The organism is Bacillus badius NBRC 15713 (genome assembly GCF_001591605.1).
Classification (GTDB): domain Bacteria; phylum Bacillota; class Bacilli; order Bacillales; family Domibacillaceae; genus Pseudobacillus; species Pseudobacillus badius.
Map to the genome: position 1 here is coordinate 131246 of NZ_BCVF01000003.1, position 17561 is coordinate 148806.

Below are 17561 nucleotides of genomic sequence, written 5' to 3' on the forward strand. Positions count from 1 at the left end.
AAAACAATTTACCCCTTGAATACCGGCTGCCGCTTCTCAATAAATGCGCCGATGCCTTCTTTGGCATCTTGAGAATCAAATACTTCTCCGAACAGCTCCGCCTCTCTTTCTACCCCTCTGTAATACTCAGCATGCTTTGAAAAATTCAGCAACTCAATGGCTGCTTTCATGCTGATTGGGCTTTTGAGAGCAATTTTAGCCGCCATTTCACGGGCTTTAGAAAGCAGTTCTTCCTCCGGATAGGCATGATTAGCGAGCCCCCACTGTACCGCTTCAGCTCCAGTAATCGGTTCGCTTGTCAGCAGCAATTCCGCTGCCTTTGCTGTGCCCACATAACGAGAAAGACGCTGCGACCCTGCAAATCCAGGAACAAGTCCAAGAGAAAGTTCTGGCAAGCCAAGCTTAGCTTGTTCTGAAACCAGGCGGATATGGCAGCTCATCGCCAATTCCAGCCCGCCCCCAAGCGCTGCTCCATGGATCGCCGCGATCACTGGCTTCGAAAAATTCTCAATCCTCTCAAATACCCGCTGTCCGCGGGCAGCAAGCTTTGAGAACTCTTCTCCGCTCTGTACCGTCGTAAACTCTTTAATATCAGCGCCGGCTGAAAAAAATCTTCCCTCGCCGCTGATCAGTACGACCCGCACCTCGTTATCCTGCTCAATCTCGTTGAACGCTTGCTCAATGTCAGCGATCAGCGAACTCGAAAGAGCGTTAGCCGGCGGCCGTTGAATCAGCACTTCCGCCGTCCGGCCTTCTCTTTTCCATGATATGTATCCCATTGTTCACCATCCCCCTTGTGCCGAATATCAATCAGCGAATAGAAAATCCATTTAGCAGCATTTCCCCTACTTCAGAAGAAAGCGCCGGAAGATCGTATTTTTGATCATTCATCACCCAGGTCGTAACCGTCTCATCAATCGTACCGAAAATCATTTGTCTTGCAAGCTGAATGTTGAGTGAAGGCCTGAATTCCCCTTTTTCGACACCTTCCTTCAACACCTCGTCAATTAACTGGAGGTAGTCTTTCAGCACTCCGTTAATTTTCAAGCGAAGCTCTTTGTTTGACTGCCTGAGCTCCAGCTGGGTAACAACGGCTAAATGGCGGTCTTCCGCCAATATAGAAAAATGATGATCGACCAATAATAATAACTTCTCCGCCGCTTCCGTTTTTCCTGCTAAAGCTTCTTGAATTTTCTTGACGAAACTTCCCATTTTTTCTTCAAATAATGAAATTAATATGTCTTCTTTGTTTTTAAAGTATAAATAGATGGTGCCATCTGCTACTCCCGCTTGCTTGGCTATCTTTGCAACCTGGGCTTGATGATAGCCGTTCTCTGCAATCGTTACAACAGCGGCATCAATGATCTGGTGATATTTTGGTTTATTTCGTTTCACAGGCTGCCCCCTCCTACTGTCTCTGCATCCATAAAATGAATGACTATTCATTCATGTTTTTATATTACCGTTTTATGCTGAAGGAGTCAAGAGGGGACAAGCTGTTTTTTTATTCCATTTAACTTGTTTTTTCTTGTTTTCTCTTTTCCTCATCGATCAGCGCACGTCTTAAAATTTTTCCAACAGCTGTTTTTGGAAGCTCTGTTCTGAACTCATAAATTCTCGGTACTTTGTAGGCCGCTAACTGGGCTCTGGCAAATAGGTTTAATTCTTCTTCGGTTACGGAATGTCCTTCTTTTAAGACGATGTATGCCTTGACCGTTTCCCCCCGGTAAGCATCAGGAACACCTACGACTACTGCTTCTTGAATGGACGGGTGCTCATACAATACTTCCTCTACTTCACGCGGGTAAATGTTATAACCGCCTGCAAGAATCATATCCTTCTTGCGGTCCACCACAAAGAAATATCCATTTTCGTCCATATAACCGACATCACCGGTCAACAGCCAGCCGTCTTTAAACGTCATTTCTGTTTCTTCAGGCCGGTTCCAATAACCTTTCATTACCTGAGGCCCTTTCACAACCACTTCTCCAACTTCTCCCGGAGGCAGCACCTCGCCTGTATCGAGAGATAGAATGGCTGCTTCTGTATCCGGCCATGGAACGCCCACGCTGCCCTTCACCCGTTCAGAATCCCACAAAAAGTTTGCATGGGTAACAGGGGAGGTTTCTGATAGCCCATATCCTTCCACAAGCTTTCCGCCGGTGACTTTCTCAAACTTTTGCTGTACTTCGGCAGGTAAAGGCGCAGAGCCGCTTAGACATGAACGAATGGAAGATAGGTCATACTTTCTTAAATCCGGATCGTTCAACAAAGCGATGTAAATAGTAGGAGCGCCCGGGAATAAGGTAGGCCGCTGCTTTTCAATCGCTTTCAAGGTCGTTTTGACATCAAATTTAGGAAGAAGCACCATTTTATACGCTTGCATCACAGATAGAACCATCACCGCCGTCATGCCGTACACATGGAAAAAGGGAAGCACCCCGAGAATCACTTCTTCTCCTTTTTTGCACTTGTACATCCATGCAGCGCACATTGACGTGTTGGCTATAAGATTTTTGTGCGTCAGCATAACTCCTTTCGGAAAACCGGTCGTTCCTCCTGTATATTGAAGAAGTGCAAGGTCTTCATCAAAGTGAAAAGGAAGGTCTATTTCTTTCGCCGGCTCGGTTTCAATAATGCGCTTAAATTCATGATTTGTTCCGCGCTCCTCCACATGGACTTTTAACCCTGTTTGCTTAGTTTGTATAAAAGGGTAAATGATGTTTTTTGGAAAAGGAAGATAGTCTTTGACAGCGGTTACAATAATATGCTGCAAGGGTGTATTCTTTATGACTTGCCGTACGCGGGGGTACAAAACATCTAGTGTAATAATGACGATGGAGCCAGAATCTTTCATTTGATATTCAATTTCTCTTTCTGTATACAGCGGGTTCGTTTGGACGACGACTGCTCCTGCATATAACACCCCGAAATAACTGATGACTGCCTGAGGACCATTAGGAAGCATGATAGCTACCCGGTCTCCTTTTTTCACCCCGAGTTTCCTTAAATAATTGCCAACCTTCAAAGAAGATTCATACACTTCCTGAAAAGTTAGCTCTTTCCCCATGAAGTGGATCGCTGTTTTATTAGGGTACTGTTGGGCTGTCTTCGTTAAATATGATTGCACCGGCTGTTCTTCATAGGTAAGTGAAGCGGGTATTTCCTCTGGATAACTCGCAAGCCAAGGCCGAATACTCATTTCCATCCCTCCCCGTTCGTTTTGAATATTATAAATATTCTCCTCAATTATAAACTATGTAAGAAGGCTTTGCCAAATGGAAAAGCAAAGCCTTGCCAGCAGCCGTTCCTCCAGTAAAAGAAGAATAGAAAATCCAACTTGAAACTTTTTTTATTTTCCACTTTTTCTTGTTTTTGCACTTTCCGATGATAATACCCGAATGATCATTTTCCCGTCGTAGGATGCTGCCCGAATAATGATTGGATGATCATATTCATTTTTAAATACAAAATCCGGTCCCCACCAGCTGACAGTCGCGTCTTTTCCCGGCGGCACATACGGTACTTTTCTGCTATGCGAGTAGCGCTCAACAATCTCTATGCCCTCTAAGTTAACCGCATTAAACAATGTTGACGACACCTGGCAGATGCCGCCCCCAATATCTTCTGCCATCTCTCCCTTAATGATCACAGGGGCGCGCTTGTATCCTTTTTTCTCTGTACGCTCGCCGACCACCTTGTTGAAAGAAAACTTTTCTCCCGGGAAAACAATATGATTATTGATCGCTTTCGCCGCCAAAAGGATGTTATAGGAACGCTCTTTATGGCGTTTCGAGAAGTAGGTGGTAAAGCGGCCGATTTCCTTTGAACTGATCTCCGCCAAAAGCTCGCTATTCACCCGCGGGTGAACCTCCTTCATCGGGAGCGTTATGGAGCCAGATTTCTCCCCATAGAAAAATGCATAAAATTGCTTGACGAATGCTTCTTGATCGAGAGCTGCCCCCGCTTTTTCGGGCACAATCTCTCTTCTTTCATTGAGCGTTGCATTCACGGGGTGTTTATACACCTGCTTATTTAAACGGTCAACCAGCTCTTGCACCTTATTCAAGTCAACAAAGGACTCATCTGCCGGCGAGAGCAGGAATTGATTGCGCGCAATGGTTTCACTTGAATTTTCACCTGTAATAGTAAGGGTTTGTGCTCCAGAGATAACAGGAAAAGTTGATAAAAATAAAAAGAGCATACATGTTGCTTTTTTAATCATCTCATCACCTCCTCTTCTTAGTATTGGTTGAAGAGAAGGTTTCATGCGCTGCAAAAAGAACCGTTCGCCTTACACCGCACTTTTTTCAGCGCATCTTCATTGATACACAGTCGCATTTTTCTTTTTTTATCATAATTTGTTAATGATAACTAGCAGGAAGGAGAGTTACAAATGGGATTTGAAAAAAACAATCTGCCAGGGCTTTTTAACGGCTCATTTCATCATTTCGTAAAATCTATTGACTCGTTTTTCGATGAATCGTTGAAGCATTTAGACTCTTTTCTTAGCCAGAATGTTTTCCCTGTTGAATGGTATGAAACGGAATCTGACATGATTATTGAAGCAGACCTCCCTGGACATAAACGGGAGCATATTCAAGTGGAAGTGCTCGGCAACCAGCTGCGGATTGCAGTAGAGCACGCTGATATGACAACGATCCATCATCATGAACAAGTTTACTCTCACAGGAAACAATCTCTTCAGAAAATCGAACGGTGCCTCACACTGCCATTTTCTATTTCTGAAAAGGATACACATGCCACCTATAAAAACGGGCTGTTGCGAATTATTACTCCTAAACAACCTCATGATAAGCGGTTTGTGGATATCGAGTAAGCACCGGCCGGCAACTGTTGACCTAACCTTCTTACAAAGAAGATTTGCACCTATCTCTTAAAAGAAGAATACAATTCATTATTAATCCTTTTTTATATTGAGGTGGATGGATCATGCACCACTTTTCGCACACTGAATTAGCGAACACGGCCTGGTCGCTGTATCAGAAAGCACTGAACGAAGCTGCTGCTGTTTCAGCTTCCTATCCGCGTGTCTGCCACACATTCAGCGCACAAAACCTGAAAGCCTATCTTGCTTACAAAAATAATGTTCACGCCGAATTTACAGCCGCTCTCCGCCATAAAGGGCTTTGCATAAGTTCGAATCAGCATATGGTCCAAAGCTTGCACACTCTCTGTTCAAACCTAGGCATCCTTCTTCCCCGTTATCCAGACTACCGGGAAGCACCTTTACAGCTTGCCAAGAAGCGGAAAGAGATTGTCCTAGGAAAAAAACACCGCACAGAATCTCCGCATATCATGGTCACTTTAGACACCCAAATGACCGTTTCTGTGATTGAACGTTTTTTGTTGAACGGGATGTCCATTGCCCGAATCAACTGCGCCTATGGCGAAGCAGCAGCATGGGAAAAGCTGACCAGAGCCATTCGCGGCGCTGAAGACCGTTTAAGAAGGAAAGGGCTATATGAGGGAGAAAGGTGTCAAATTTACATGGACCTGGCGGGACCGAAAATTAGAATTGGACCGCTCAAAAAAGTGGCCTATCCCCTAAAGATAGGCATTAAAAAGAATCAATATGGGCAGCCTTTAAGGGCAAAAAAAGGCTTTATAAGCTGGAACCCAACAGCGGGCAGCCACTTGATGAACGAAGAACATGATTTTATTATTTACGCCTCTTCTCATCAGGAGTGCCATTCTTTTCAGCAAGGGGAGCCTCTTTATTTTATAGATAGCCGCCATAAGAAAAGACAATTTCTTATTACGGATGTTTCTTCTGCCGGTTTAGCCGTCACTCTTGAGGAAACAGCCTATATCAATGAGCAGACGACATTCAAGAGTGCAGATGGACAAGTGGAGCTGCTGGTAAGACACCTTGAGACATCACCTGTCCAGATCGAAGTGAAAAAGGGCGATTTTGTCAGGCTTTATTTGCGTGATGATATAGAAGGACACCCCGCTACTGAATCCACAACAGCGGGTATTCCAGTGACGCTTCCAGAAGCATTTGCTACTATTCAACAAGGAGACCGGGTATTGATTGATGATGGAAAAATCCAGGCAGCCGTAAGGAAACGAAACAATGAGTTTATCGATATCGAAATTTTATTCCCCGATACGCAGGCTTCTCTTAAAGAAAACAAAGGGATCAATCTTCCTGACTGCCAGGTGAATGAAAACGTTGCTGCCCTGACGCAAAAAGACAAACAAGATTTGGCGTTTATTTGTGAGCATGCGGATATGGTCGGAATCTCCTTTGTACATAGTCCCGGCGATTTGCGGCAGCTGCAGCAGCTGATGCACAGCCTTTCGGAAAAAGACTTGGCTGTTATCGCAAAAATTGAAACAAGAGAAGCCGTCCGTAACTTCTCAAACATCCTATTAGAGGGACTGACCTTTTCAAAGTTCGGCGTAATGGTCGCGAGAGGAGATTTGGCGATTGAAATAGGATTTGAGCAATTGCCCGTTGTCCAGAAAGAGATTTTGACGCTATGCCGCGCTGCCCATGTTCCCGTTATTCTGGCGACGCAAGTGCTGGAGTCTCTAGCAAAAAAAGGAACTCCGTCTCGATCGGAGCTGGCGGACCTGTCTTTTGGCAGTGAATTTGACGGCATTATGCTAAATAAAGGCCCTTTTATGGAAGAAACCATTGAATTTTTGACAGACTCCCTTTCCCTTCTGTCACAGGTAAAAGACGGCAAGCAAATGATCACGCGCTCTTCACCTTTTAAAATGCCGACTGACTAGCTGTGAAGAAAAAACACTTCCCCGGCGGACGCCAGGAAAGTGTTTTTTTTAAGCAATAAATAATAAATAAATGACACCGATGGCAAGAAAAATGCCACAGAAAACGAGCAGTACCTTTGCTAATGTTTCCATCATCTCATGCTCCTTATTAATTTAAGGCTGCGCCGATTACATACGACAGCCCTACAGAAATAACCATAGAAATAAAGCCAACGGCACGATTATCATTTTCAATTTCCTCATCGATCCGGAAACGGGGAGTTAAAAACTCAAAGATGAAATAACCCGCCAGTAATAAGATAAAGCCAAACGCTCCCCAGCCAATCATGGTTAAGAGATTATCGTTGTGGGCAATGGAATGGCGGAAAATATTTGAAAGGCCAAAGATTTTTCCGCCTGTTGCCATTGCCACAGCCATATTTCCTTTTTTAATTTCTTCCCAATTGCGATATTTAGTTACCAGTTCAAATACGGCTAACGACAGTGTAATACAGACAACCACAACGCTGTAATAACCGGCAAGCTGTATAAATTCATTTTCCCAAAACTGGTTCATACACACAAAGCCCCTCTTATTTTAATTCAACGACCGTCACGCCGCTGCCGCCTTCTCCGGCCTCGCCGAAACGAGTCCGTTTCACTGACCGGTGATTCTTCAAATAATCTTGGACACCTTTTCGAAGCGCCCCTGTCCCTTTACCGTGAATGATGGACACACGCGGATAGCCAGCGAGCAACGCATCATCGATATACTTTTCTACCCTTGCCAAGGCATCATCATAACGCTCGCCGCGCAAGTCAAGCTCAAGACTGACGTGGTAGTCTCTGCCTTTTACTGTAGCCAGCGGCTTCGGATCTGCTTTTTTCTCTGACTTCATAAATTGCAAGTCACTTTCTTTCACCTTCATCTTCATGATGCCAATTTGCACATGCCATTCTTTGTCTCCTGCTTTTTCAAGCAGCGTTCCTTTTTGGTCAAAACTGAGCACCTTCACTTCATCCCCAGGCTTCCATACCCGCTCGGAAGATGCTGCCTGCTTCTTCACTGGTTTCTTTGCTTCAGCAGGCACCGCTTCCGTGAGACGGCGTTTTGCCTCAATCAGTTCATGCTCCTTTACATCAGCTTGTTTCTCTAATCTCATTGTCCGCAAATCGCGAATCACTTCTTCAGCTTCAGCCTTGGCTTTTTCTACAATCTCCGCTGCCTGCTTGCGTGCTTTTTCAGCCAATTCCTCTTTATGAGCATAATACTCCTGCATTTGCTTTTGCAGCTCTTTATGGAACTGTTCCGCGTGCTGTAAGTATTCACGCGCTTCCTGTTCCTCTTCTTCTGCTTTTCGGCGGGCCTGCTCAAGAGAAGCGATCATTTGATCGACTTCATTTGTATCAGCGCCGATCAAACCGCGAGCCTGTTCAATAACGCTGTCATTCAAGCCGAGCCTGCTGGAGATTTCAAAAGCATTGCTTCGGCCAGGCACACCTATTAACAGCCGATACGTTGGGCTGAGCGTTTCCACGTTAAATTCTACACTCGCATTTATTACACCTTCACGATTATAGCCGTATGCCTTTAGCTCAGGATAGTGAGTAGTAGCGATCACCCGGGCGCCGCGGCTATGCACGTCATCCAGAATGGCCATCGCCAGCGCTGCTCCTTCTTGGGGGTCCGTGCCGGCGCCAAGCTCATCGAATAGCACAAGACTGTCATGATCGACCTGCTTTAAAATGTCCACAATGTTGACCATGTGAGATGAAAAGGTACTCAAGCTTTGTTCAATGGATTGCTCGTCTCCAATATCGGCAAACACGGAACCGAACACAGCCGTTTCCGACCCGTCAAGTGCCGGAATCGGAAGGCCTGCCTGCGCCATTAATGTCGTTAATCCGACTGTTTTCAGCGTCACGGTTTTCCCGCCGGTATTCGGCCCGGTAATTAAGATTGTGGTATACTCTCTTCCGAATTCAATATCATTTGCAACCGCCTCTTCTATCGGCAAAAGCGGGTGGCGCGCTTTATTTAAGCGGATATAACCGTCCTTATTTACGAGCGGCTTCGTTCCTTTAATTGTCCGGCCGAACTTCGCTTTCATAAACATGAAATCAAGCTCTCCAAGCAAGCCAGTCAAATAGTACAGCTCTTCTCCGTGCTGTTCCACCTCTACCGTCAGCTCGGTGAAAATCCGCTCAATTTCCAATTGCTCCTTTAATTTAAACTCACGGATTTGATTATTCATTTGCACAATCGACTCCGGTTCAATAAACAATGTCTGGCCGGAAGAAGATTGGTCATGAACAATGCCGCCATAATGGCCTCGATACTCCTGTTTCACAGGAATCACATAGCGGTCATTTCTAATAGTAATAATTGCATCGGATAACATCTTTTGGGCATTGCTCCCGCGGATTAAACTCTCCAGCTTACTGCGAATCCGGCTTTCATTGGCGCGTAATTGCTGGCGGATGTGCCGAAGCGCTTCGCTTGCTGAATCAAGAACCCCGCCATGCTCATCCACTGTATGCTTAATGCGGTGTTCAAGCGGCGTCAGTACCGGAAGCTGTTCCGCTTTTTCAGACAGGATCGGCAATTCCTCTCCTTCTTCCACTAAATCATGAATAAATTGCTTCATCATGCGGCCGGCATAAATGGTGCTGGCGACTTGAACAAATTCCATCCCATTCAGCATGCCGCCGATTTGCGCCCGCTTGACTTGCGGACGAACATTGTAAATACCGCCCAGCGGTGCATGTCCCTTCAGCCGAAGTACACGAGAGGCTTCATCGGTTTCCTCCTGCAGTCGCACCACTTCTTCATAAGAAACGGACGGCTCCAGCTTTTCCGCCTGCTCCCTTCCCAAGCCGGAGGCCGCATGTTCGGCAAGCTGCTGCTTAATTTTGTCAAATTCGAGGGTTTTTAATACTTTTTTATTCACGTAACAGGATTCCTCCCTATTTGTTTCGATTAATAAAGGCCAAAAAATCTCCTTTACTGTAGGTGTTCACAACCGTTTCCGGGCGAAGCCACCCTTTTCTGGCTGCTTTTGCCCCAACTTCCATAAAGTCGAGATGCTCGATCGCATGGGCGTCTGTATTAATAAAGATTTTCACTCCGGCCTCCTGGGCTTTTTTCAAGTGATCAGCACATAAATCCAGACGATGCGGGTTAGCGTTTAACTCCAAGGCGGTATTGGTTTCTTTAGCGAGCTGGATAAGCTGATCCATATCCACCGCATAGCCGTCACGACGGCCAATCAGCCGTCCAGTCGGATGAGCAATTAAATCAACGTAAGGATTTTCAAGAGCCGTCTTCAGCCGCTCCATAATCATTTCCTGAGGCTGCGAAAAGCTGGAATGGATAGAAGCGATGACAAAATCCAATTGGCTCAATATATCATCCTCATAATCTAATGTCCCGTCCGGCAAAATATCCATTTCAATTCCAGAGAGGATTTCAATATCGTTATATCGGGCATTCAGCTGGCGGATCTCCTCAATTTGCTTTAAAAGCCGTTCAACTGACAAGCCGTTAGCAACCTTTAAAAAACGTGAATGATCCGTGATTGCCATATAGTCGTATCCTCTAGCCCGACAAGCCTCAATCATTTCTTCCAGGGAATAAGCGCCATCCGACCAAGTCGTGTGCATATGGACATCCCCCTTAATGTCGCTCAGCTGAATCAGCCGGCCGAAGCCTGGGAACTGTTCAACTTCCGTTCCGTCCTCACGAATTTCCGGGGGAATCCAAGGCAGCTGAAAATGGTGATAAAAATCTTCCTCTGTTTGGAACGTCGTTGTTTTCCCTGTTTCAGCAGATTCAACACCGTATTCACTGATCTTTTCTCTACGTTCCTTTGCGAGCTGGCGCATTCGGACATTGTGGTCTTTTGAACCGGTGAAATGGTGAAGCGTAGACGCGAACTCTTCAGCCGTCACAATCCGAAAATCCACTGATACATCCCAGTCGCCGGAAATCACAACGGAAACTTTCGTGTCACCCGCTGCAATGACTTCTTTAATTCCGGTCATTTTCAGCAGATGTTCCTTTACGGCAGCCGCATTCTCGGTCGCAATAATAAAATCAAGATCTTTAATTGTTTCCCGCAGGCGGCGCAAACTGCCTGCCCGAGAAAACTGCTCCACCGCTTTCATCTCAGCAAGCTGCTGTTCAATTGACTCCGCAAGCGGCAGCATATAAGCAATCGGCAGCCGTTCCGGGCGGCTGCCTGCTTCTTTGATGGCGGCCAAAATTTTCTCTTCGGTTTTCGCGCCGAAGCCCGGTAATTCGCGCACTTTTTTCGCTTCGCAAACCTGCTGCAAATCTTCTATGCTTTCCACATTTAACTCTTTATATAGCTTGGCAATCTTTTTGCCGCCAAGTCCCGGCAGCTGGAGCAAAGGAACGAGACCGGCAGGCACTTCCTCCTGCAGCTCTTTCAATACAGCAGATTCACCGGTTTGAATATAGTCTTCGATAACTGCTCCTGTTCCCTTGCCGATGCCGGCAATTTTGGTCATATCATCAATTTCCGCCAGGCTGCGATCGTCTGTTTCAAGGGCGGCGGCAGCCTTTCGAAACGCGGAAACTTTAAATGGATTTTCCCCTTTCAGCTCCATATATATCGCTATTTTCTCCAGTAAACGGATAATGTCTTTTTTATTGATCATTGTCGTCACCATACTTTCAAAATCGATCATTTTCTCCCTTATTAATAGTAACAGAAAAGCCAGACAAAACAAAAACTTCTCTTTTAAAAAGAGAAGCGGTTTAATTGAGTAAGCGGATCAAAATTTTTCAGCGCATCTGATAAATAAGGTGTATGATGAATCATATAATCGGCGATTAGTGAATCAGCTATCATGGACGAGATTCCGGAAGGCAGCAGCATGCCAAGATACACAAGCACAAAGAGCACAAGGTAGATCTCAACAAATCCAAAAATTCCTCCGCCGACTTTATTCACTTCCCTTAGCACCGGGATATGTGCAATAGTATTTATGAAAGAACCGAGCACCGATAAAACTATTTTCACTAAAATAAAAATAATAATGAAGGCAATCGCTCCGTAATAAAAAGCTTCAAAGCTGTCTGCCACTAGACTAAATGATATATTTTCATTAAGCGGCGGCATCGGAATCCAGCCTTTGAGAAGAGGGGCTACTTGCTCCCGCAAGGCTAGAGCAGCAATAATGGCAATAATCGAGCCCGCTATGTGGAAAAACTGCAAAATAAATCCGCGCTTCAAGCCAATGATAATGCCTGCGCACAGCAAAACCAGCAAGATGATGTCGATCATATCAGTCAGTCCTTCAATTCTTTTAATTCTGCTTTCAGCAATTCAATTTCTTCCTGCAATTTTACATAATCATGAACTGTATTGACGGCCGTTAATACAGCAATTTTGTTTAGGTCAAGCACAGGATTCTTCCGTTTAATGTCCCGCATTTTTTCGTCGACCAAACGGGCCACATGCCGGATATGACTGTTCGATTCCGTGCCGACAATTGTATAATGATGTCCGTATATGTCAACCGTAATCCGGTTTTTCTCTTCATTCGACAATGGAATGCCCCCATTCGTAAAGAATCCTATCTGTTATCATACCATGAGCAGGAAGCCATGAAAAGCCGCAAGCGTAAAGGAGAGTTTATCTATGAGCCATACCGTGTTAACCGTGTCCACTACTACCCTTTCAGAGATGAAAAAGCATTATGCCAGCCAGTCCGCTGCCAAACTGCCAACGGGAGCCGTCTTCGCAGCCAAAACCGCGGACTGTGCCATTACGGGCTATCGTTCAGGAAAAGTCCTGTTCCAAGGAAAAGGCGCCGCAAGCGAAGCCGCGAAATGGCAGGGAGAAACCGCCCAAGCCGCTCCTGCAAGAAAAAAGAAACCGGCACCGGCTCTTTTGCCGCCTGGGTTCTCTGAGCTGTCTGTCATCGGCAGCGATGAAGTCGGCACCGGGGATTATTTTGGTCCAATCACCGTCGTCAGCGCTTTTGTGAAAAAGGAACAGCTGCGCGAATTGCAAGACATAGGGGTTCGTGATTCTAAGGATTTAACCGATCCGCAAATTGTGGCAATTGCCAAAAAAATTGCTCGATTGATCCCCTACAGCCTGCTCATTTTAAAAAACGAGAAATATAATGAGCTTCAGCAAAAAGGAATGTCACAAGGAAAAATAAAAGCCTTGCTTCATAATCAAGCACTCATCAATTTGCATAAAAAAATCTTTCCGGAGCGGCCCGATGCGGTGCTGATTGATCAATTTGCCGAAAAAGACACCTATTACCGTTATTTAAAAGGGCAAAAGGAAATTTTTCAAGAAAATGTATTTTTCAGCACAAAAGGAGAAAGCATTCACCTGTCTGTTGCTGCCGCCTCTATTATCGCCCGCTACGCTTTTGTGAAACAAATGGATCAATTAAGCAGCGAAGCCGGGTTCCCTATTCCTAAAGGGGCGGGCAGCCAGGTCGATGCAGCGGCCGCACGGCTCATCCGCGAAAAAGGAGAAAGCGCCCTTCTCCACTTCACAAAGAAACACTTTGCCAATACAGAAAAAGCCCGGAGACTTCTCAATAAACAATAAAAGAATAAAGCCAGATCCGGAAATTCAGATCTGGCTTTACACGGCAGGCAAACTCAAATAGATTGAATTTGCCTGCCGTCTTTTTTTGTTTGTGGTCGGACGGGGACGGTTGGTTGCCATTCCAGGCGCTTCGCGTTTCGCAGGGCGAGCGGTGAATCCCGCAGAAATCTTTGCAACTTCCGCCCCGCCCACAGGCGCTGCAAAGTTAGGCCAACCGGAATGGACAGCTGCCGGAAACAAGCTATATCATGAGCTCGGGGAGACCGGCTATTCTCCCTAAGTTCCCGAGATCAAACAAACATTAAGAGGAGGCACGGAATAAGCTCATCACGAACCCTTTTGCCGGCAAACTGAAACACTCCCGCTAATTAGCAGGAGTGTTTGGATCAGCGATCAGCTTCTTAATTCAGCATTGACTTTTTCTTTTAACGCGTCCAGTACGCTGTTATGAACCTTGACGACTTCTTCATCCGTTAATGTTTTTTCTGGATCGAAATATTTCAAGGAGAAAGCGATCGACTTTTTGCCTGCCTCCACGTGCTCTCCTTCATACAGGTCAAATACATGAGCGTCTTTCAGGAGCTTTCCGCCCGCCTCTTCAATAATTGCTTTTAATTGGCCAGCTTCAACGTTCGTATCCACAACGAGGGCAATGTCACGAGTAATGGATGGGAAACGCGGAATCGGCTGATAAGCAACCGGAGCTGTTTCAGCAGCGAACAGCGGGCTGAGCTTTAACTCAAATACGTATACTTCTTTGATATCAAGCTCCTTGGCTTGCTGCGGATGCACCTGGCCGACAAAGCCAATTACTTGGCCGTCCAGTTCAACAGCAGCTGTCCGCCCAGGATGCATGCCGGCTACTTCTGCTTTTTTAAATGTGATGCGCTCTAAAAGCCCAAGCTTGGCAAATAATCCTTCGAGAATGCCTTTTGCCACGAAGAAATCAACCGGTTTCTTTTCGCCTTGCCATAAATTTTCTTCCCATAAACCAGTGATCGCTCCTGCCACATGTTCTTGTTCTTCTGGCAGCTCGCCAGCTGCTGTCTTCAAGAAGATGTTTCCTACCTCATAAAGAGCAATCGAATCCATTTGGCGGGCATTGTTATATGCAACCGCACCAAGCAGCTGGGGAATCATGCTTAGACGCAAGTAAGCGTGCTCTTCACTCATAGGCATCGCCAGCTTGATGGGCTCGCGTGAGTCGAGTGCATATTCTTTCGCTTTTTTCCCGCTAGTCAATGTATAGGTGATGGCTTGATTAAGACCGGCACCTTCCAGAAACTGACGGACTGCCCGGCGTTTCTTTTGATAATCCGTTAGGCCGCCCGGATAAGTGGCGCCCACAGGAACAGTTGTCGGCAAACGATCGTATCCGTATAGACGGGCTACTTCTTCCACCAGGTCTTCAGGAATCGTAATGTCGCCCCGGCGCGTTGGCACAGTAACGATGAACGCCCCATTATCCGTTTTCACTTCGAATTTCAAGCGGCGGAAAATATCCTCCACTTCTGGCGCTTCCAAGCTTGTGCCAAGAACGCGATTTAACTTCTCTAATGTGACCGCAACAACCTTTGGCTCAAGGTTGATTTCACCAGCGACCACACTGCCAGCCAGCACCTCGCCTCCGGCATATTGGGCCATTAACTGCGCCGCACGGTCTGCAGCTGCCTGCAGGCGGTTCGGGTCCACCCCTTTTTCAAAGCGGGCGCTTGCTTCCGAACGCAGTCCGTGGTCCTTTGATGCTTGGCGGACGCGCTGGCCGTCGAAATAAGCAGATTCAATCAGCACAGTCGTTGTATCGTCTTCCACCTCGGAATTTGCGCCGCCCATGACACCCGCTAGAGCGACTCCTTCTTTGCCATTTGTGATCAGCAAGTGCTCAGAGGATAAAGTCCGTTCTGCATCGTCCAGTGTCACAAATTTTTCTCCGTCCTGCGCACGGCGAACCACAATTTCTTTAGAGCCTAACCGTTCATAGTCAAAAGCATGCAGCGGCTGGCCGTATTCAAGCAGAATATAGTTAGTAATATCAACGACATTGTTATGCGGCCGGATTCCCTCTGCCATCAGGCGCGTCTGCATCCACAGCGGCGAAGGGCCGATCTTCACGTTTTTAACGATGCGGGCGATATAGATAGGATTATCTTCTTTTGCTTCAATGCTCACTGTAATCCAATCTTCCGCACGCTCTGCTGCTTCTTCCACTTCAACATTTGGAAATTTGACTTCTTTATCAAGAAGAGCGGCTACTTCATAAGCGACCCCCAGCATGCTTAAGCAATCCGAACGATTAGGCGTCAAGCCCAATTCCAGCACTTCGTCATCCAAGTTCAATTGCAAAAGCGCATCTTCTCCTGGTGTCACTTCGTTTGGAAAGACAAAAATCCCTTCCGCATACTCTTTCGCCACAAGCTTGCTTTCGATACCAAGCTCCTGCAAAGAACAAATCATGCCATTTGACGCTTCACCGCGCAATTTCGCTTTTTTAATTTTAAAATTGCCCGGAAGCACGGCGCCGACTTTCGCCACAGCCACTTTTTGACCTTTATCTACGTTTGGCGCTCCGCAGACGATTTGCACCGGCTCTTCTTCGCCAATGTCCACTTGGCACACATTTAGCTTATCTGCATTTGGATGCTGCTCTTTTTCCAGCACATGGCCGATAACCACACCTTTAATGCCTTCGCCAAGAACTTCTACACCCTCGACTTCGATTCCGCTGCGCGTAATTTTTTCTGCTAATTCCTTGGCCGGCATGCCATCTAAGTCGACATACTCGCTTAGCCATTTATATGAAACAAACATTCTTATCCCTCCAGTTATTCATGTTCTGCAAATTGCTTTAAGAAACGAATATCGTCTGTATAGAAGTGCCGAATATCATCTATTCCGTATTTCAGCATGGCAATCCGGTCAGGTCCCATTCCGAAAGCGAAGCCGGTATATTTTTGCGAATCAAATCCGGCCATTTCGAGAACATTCGGATGCACCATGCCGGCTCCCAAAATTTCAATCCAACCCGTTTCCTTGCAAATCCGGCAGCCTTTTCCGCCGCACATGCAGCTAACATCAACTTCAACCGACGGCTCCGTGAATGGGAAAAAGCTTGGGCGCAAGCGGATTTCCCGGTCTTCTCCAAACAGCTTTTTCGCAAATACTTCAAGCGTTCCTTTCAAATCGCCCATGCTGATGTTTTCATCAACAACCAGCCCTTCAATTTGTGTAAACTGATGGGAATGCGTGGCGTCATCATTGTCGCGGCGGTATACTTTTCCCGGGCAAATGATTTTCACTGGCCCCTGGCCTTTATGCTTTTCCATTGTGCGCGCCTGCACAGGTGATGTGTGCGTGCGCAGCAAAATATCTTCCGTAATATAGAAGGAATCCTGCATATCGCGTGCTGGATGCCCTTTTGGCAAATTCAGCGCTTCAAAGTTGTAGTAGTCCATTTCTACTTCCGGGCCTTCTGCGATGGAATACCCCATGCCGATAAATAAATCTTCAATTTCCTCCACTACTTTTGTAAGCGGATGGGCATTGCCTGCTCTTGCCGGGCGGCCCGGAAGCGTTACATCGACTGTTTCTTTTTCCAGTTGTGCCTGGATCGCTTGCTGCTCTAAAGCGGACTGCTTTCCTTCAATCGCTGCTGAAACGGCTGCGCGCACTTCATTCGCGAGCGCTCCCATTTTCGGACGCTCTTCTGCCGATAATTTCCCCATGCCTTTCAGCACTTCTGTAATCGGCCCCTTCTTTCCCAGATAAGCGACCCGAATGTCATTCAGCTGCTTTAAATCTGCGGCTGCTTCCACTTTGGCAAGCGCCTCTGTTTGTAACTCTTTTAATTGCTGCTCCACTGGAACATCCTCCTTTATTTTTAGAACGACCGCCTGCAAGCCATCTCTTGCGGCAGAAGCTCATCAATAGTGTTTTTGCCAACAAAAAAAGCCCCGTCTCCCGGAAAGGGACGAGGCTTTGGTCGCGGTACCACCCTTTTTAACATGCTAAGCATGTTCACTTCATTGAAGTAACGGTTCTTCACCGGGGCATCTTTACGCAGAAGCGGTCCTGATGCCGGCTCGAGAGGTGAACTTCACCCACCATTTCTTAAAAGTGCTTCCAGTCTCGGCACTTTCTCCCTGAAAGAAATCTAATGAGCTACTCTTCTCTGTCCTTGCCTTTGCTATTATGTAATTACCGTTATTATAGTCAACG

Annotated in this window: 14 protein-coding genes and 1 other annotated feature; of the genes, 3 read left to right on the top strand and 11 right to left on the bottom strand. The window is 46.3% G+C overall.

All coding sequences use genetic code 11. The features are described from left to right. Positions 1–8: 8 nt before the first annotated feature. The 4 genes from BBA02S_RS02765 to BBA02S_RS02780 all read right to left on the bottom strand — a co-directional run bounded on the left by BBA02S_RS02765 (position 9) and on the right by BBA02S_RS02780 (position 4204). The gene (locus BBA02S_RS02765) at positions 9–779 is read right to left on the bottom strand and encodes an enoyl-CoA hydratase (protein ID WP_041097607.1); all 771 of its coding nucleotides are present in this window, start codon (positions 777–779) and stop codon (positions 9–11) included. Positions 780–810: 31 nt separating this feature from the next. Further along, entirely contained in the window at positions 811–1395 is a 585-nt protein-coding gene (locus BBA02S_RS02770) for a TetR/AcrR family transcriptional regulator (RefSeq protein WP_041097609.1), read from the bottom strand. Between the two features lie 118 nt (positions 1396–1513). Then, positions 1514–3202 (bottom strand): long-chain-fatty-acid--CoA ligase, encoded by a 1689-nt coding sequence (locus tag BBA02S_RS02775; protein ID WP_041113943.1) that lies wholly within the window; start codon positions 3200–3202, stop codon positions 1514–1516. Positions 3203–3352: 150 nt separating this feature from the next. Continuing rightward, a complete protein-coding gene (locus BBA02S_RS02780; protein WP_041098243.1) occupies positions 3353–4204 on the bottom strand; it encodes a VanW family protein in 852 nt (283 codons plus the stop codon). Between the two features lie 192 nt (positions 4205–4396). Here BBA02S_RS02780 and BBA02S_RS02785 point away from each other — a divergent pair, with 192 nt between their 5' ends. After that, positions 4397–4840 (top strand): Hsp20/alpha crystallin family protein, encoded by a 444-nt coding sequence (locus tag BBA02S_RS02785; RefSeq protein WP_041097613.1) that lies wholly within the window; start codon positions 4397–4399, stop codon positions 4838–4840. A 113-nt stretch (positions 4841–4953) separates the two neighbouring features. Further along, positions 4954–6765, top strand: a complete 1812-nt coding sequence (locus tag BBA02S_RS02790; RefSeq protein ID WP_052475133.1) for a pyruvate kinase — start codon at positions 4954–4956, stop codon at positions 6763–6765. Between the two features lie 148 nt (positions 6766–6913). Here the strand turns inward: BBA02S_RS02790 and BBA02S_RS02795 are convergent, their stop codons facing one another. From BBA02S_RS02795 to zapA, 5 genes are read right to left on the bottom strand one after another with little or no spacing between them, the layout of a single operon-like run. Next, positions 6914–7321: a DUF350 domain-containing protein gene (locus tag BBA02S_RS02795; protein ID WP_041097615.1), complete on the bottom strand. Its 408-nt coding sequence runs from the start codon at positions 7319–7321 to the stop codon at positions 6914–6916. Between the two features lie 16 nt (positions 7322–7337). Continuing rightward, entirely contained in the window at positions 7338–9695 is a 2358-nt protein-coding gene (locus BBA02S_RS02800) for an endonuclease MutS2 (RefSeq protein WP_041097618.1), read from the bottom strand. Positions 9696–9711: 16 nt separating this feature from the next. Next, positions 9712–11457: a DNA polymerase/3'-5' exonuclease PolX gene (gene polX / locus BBA02S_RS02805; RefSeq protein ID WP_231557194.1), complete on the bottom strand. Its 1746-nt coding sequence runs from the start codon at positions 11455–11457 to the stop codon at positions 9712–9714. A 53-nt stretch (positions 11458–11510) separates the two neighbouring features. Further along, positions 11511–12056, bottom strand: a complete 546-nt coding sequence (locus BBA02S_RS02810; RefSeq protein WP_041097620.1) for a CvpA family protein — start codon at positions 12054–12056, stop codon at positions 11511–11513. Between the two features lie 5 nt (positions 12057–12061). Beyond that, a complete protein-coding gene (zapA, locus tag BBA02S_RS02815) occupies positions 12062–12322 on the bottom strand; it encodes a cell division protein ZapA (protein ID WP_041097622.1) in 261 nt (86 codons plus the stop codon). A gap of 91 nt (positions 12323–12413) precedes the next feature. Between zapA and rnhC the strand changes: the two genes are divergently transcribed. After that, positions 12414–13346: a ribonuclease HIII gene (gene rnhC / locus BBA02S_RS02820; RefSeq protein ID WP_041097624.1), complete on the top strand. Its 933-nt coding sequence runs from the start codon at positions 12414–12416 to the stop codon at positions 13344–13346. A 393-nt stretch (positions 13347–13739) separates the two neighbouring features. On the opposite strand, the gene pheT is transcribed toward rnhC, so the two are convergent. Further along, complete coding sequence (pheT, locus tag BBA02S_RS02830) at positions 13740–16154, bottom strand: phenylalanine--tRNA ligase subunit beta (protein WP_041113942.1); 2415 nt, start codon at positions 16152–16154, stop codon at positions 13740–13742. Between the two features lie 14 nt (positions 16155–16168). Further along, positions 16169–17203: a phenylalanine--tRNA ligase subunit alpha gene (pheS, locus tag BBA02S_RS02835; protein ID WP_041097630.1), complete on the bottom strand. Its 1035-nt coding sequence runs from the start codon at positions 17201–17203 to the stop codon at positions 16169–16171. Positions 17204–17306: 103 nt separating this feature from the next. After that, positions 17307–17530, bottom strand: a binding site (T-box leader). Positions 17531–17561: the final 31 nt, after the last annotated feature.

Excerpts from the sequence above, each read along its gene's own strand:
- BBA02S_RS02790 (WP_052475133.1), top strand. The coding sequence starts at position 4,954 with ATGCACCACTTTTCGCACACTGAATTAGCGAACACGGCCTGGTCGCTG.
- BBA02S_RS02775 (WP_041113943.1), bottom strand. The coding sequence starts at position 3,202 with ATGAGTATTCGGCCTTGGCTTGCGAGTTATCCAGAGGAAATACCCGCT.
- BBA02S_RS02810 (WP_041097620.1), bottom strand. The coding sequence starts at position 12,056 with ATGATCGACATCATCTTGCTGGTTTTGCTGTGCGCAGGCATTATCATT.
- rnhC (WP_041097624.1), top strand. The coding sequence starts at position 12,414 with ATGAGCCATACCGTGTTAACCGTGTCCACTACTACCCTTTCAGAGATG.
- polX (WP_231557194.1), bottom strand. The coding sequence starts at position 11,457 with ATGATCGATTTTGAAAGTATGGTGACGACAATGATCAATAAAAAAGAC.
- pheT (WP_041113942.1), bottom strand. The coding sequence starts at position 16,154 with ATGTTTGTTTCATATAAATGGCTAAGCGAGTATGTCGACTTAGATGGC.
- BBA02S_RS02765 (WP_041097607.1), bottom strand. The coding sequence starts at position 779 with ATGGGATACATATCATGGAAAAGAGAAGGCCGGACGGCGGAAGTGCTG.
- BBA02S_RS02780 (WP_041098243.1), bottom strand. The coding sequence starts at position 4,204 with ATGCTCTTTTTATTTTTATCAACTTTTCCTGTTATCTCTGGAGCACAA.
- BBA02S_RS02795 (WP_041097615.1), bottom strand. The coding sequence starts at position 7,321 with ATGAACCAGTTTTGGGAAAATGAATTTATACAGCTTGCCGGTTATTAC.
- BBA02S_RS02785 (WP_041097613.1), top strand. The coding sequence starts at position 4,397 with ATGGGATTTGAAAAAAACAATCTGCCAGGGCTTTTTAACGGCTCATTT.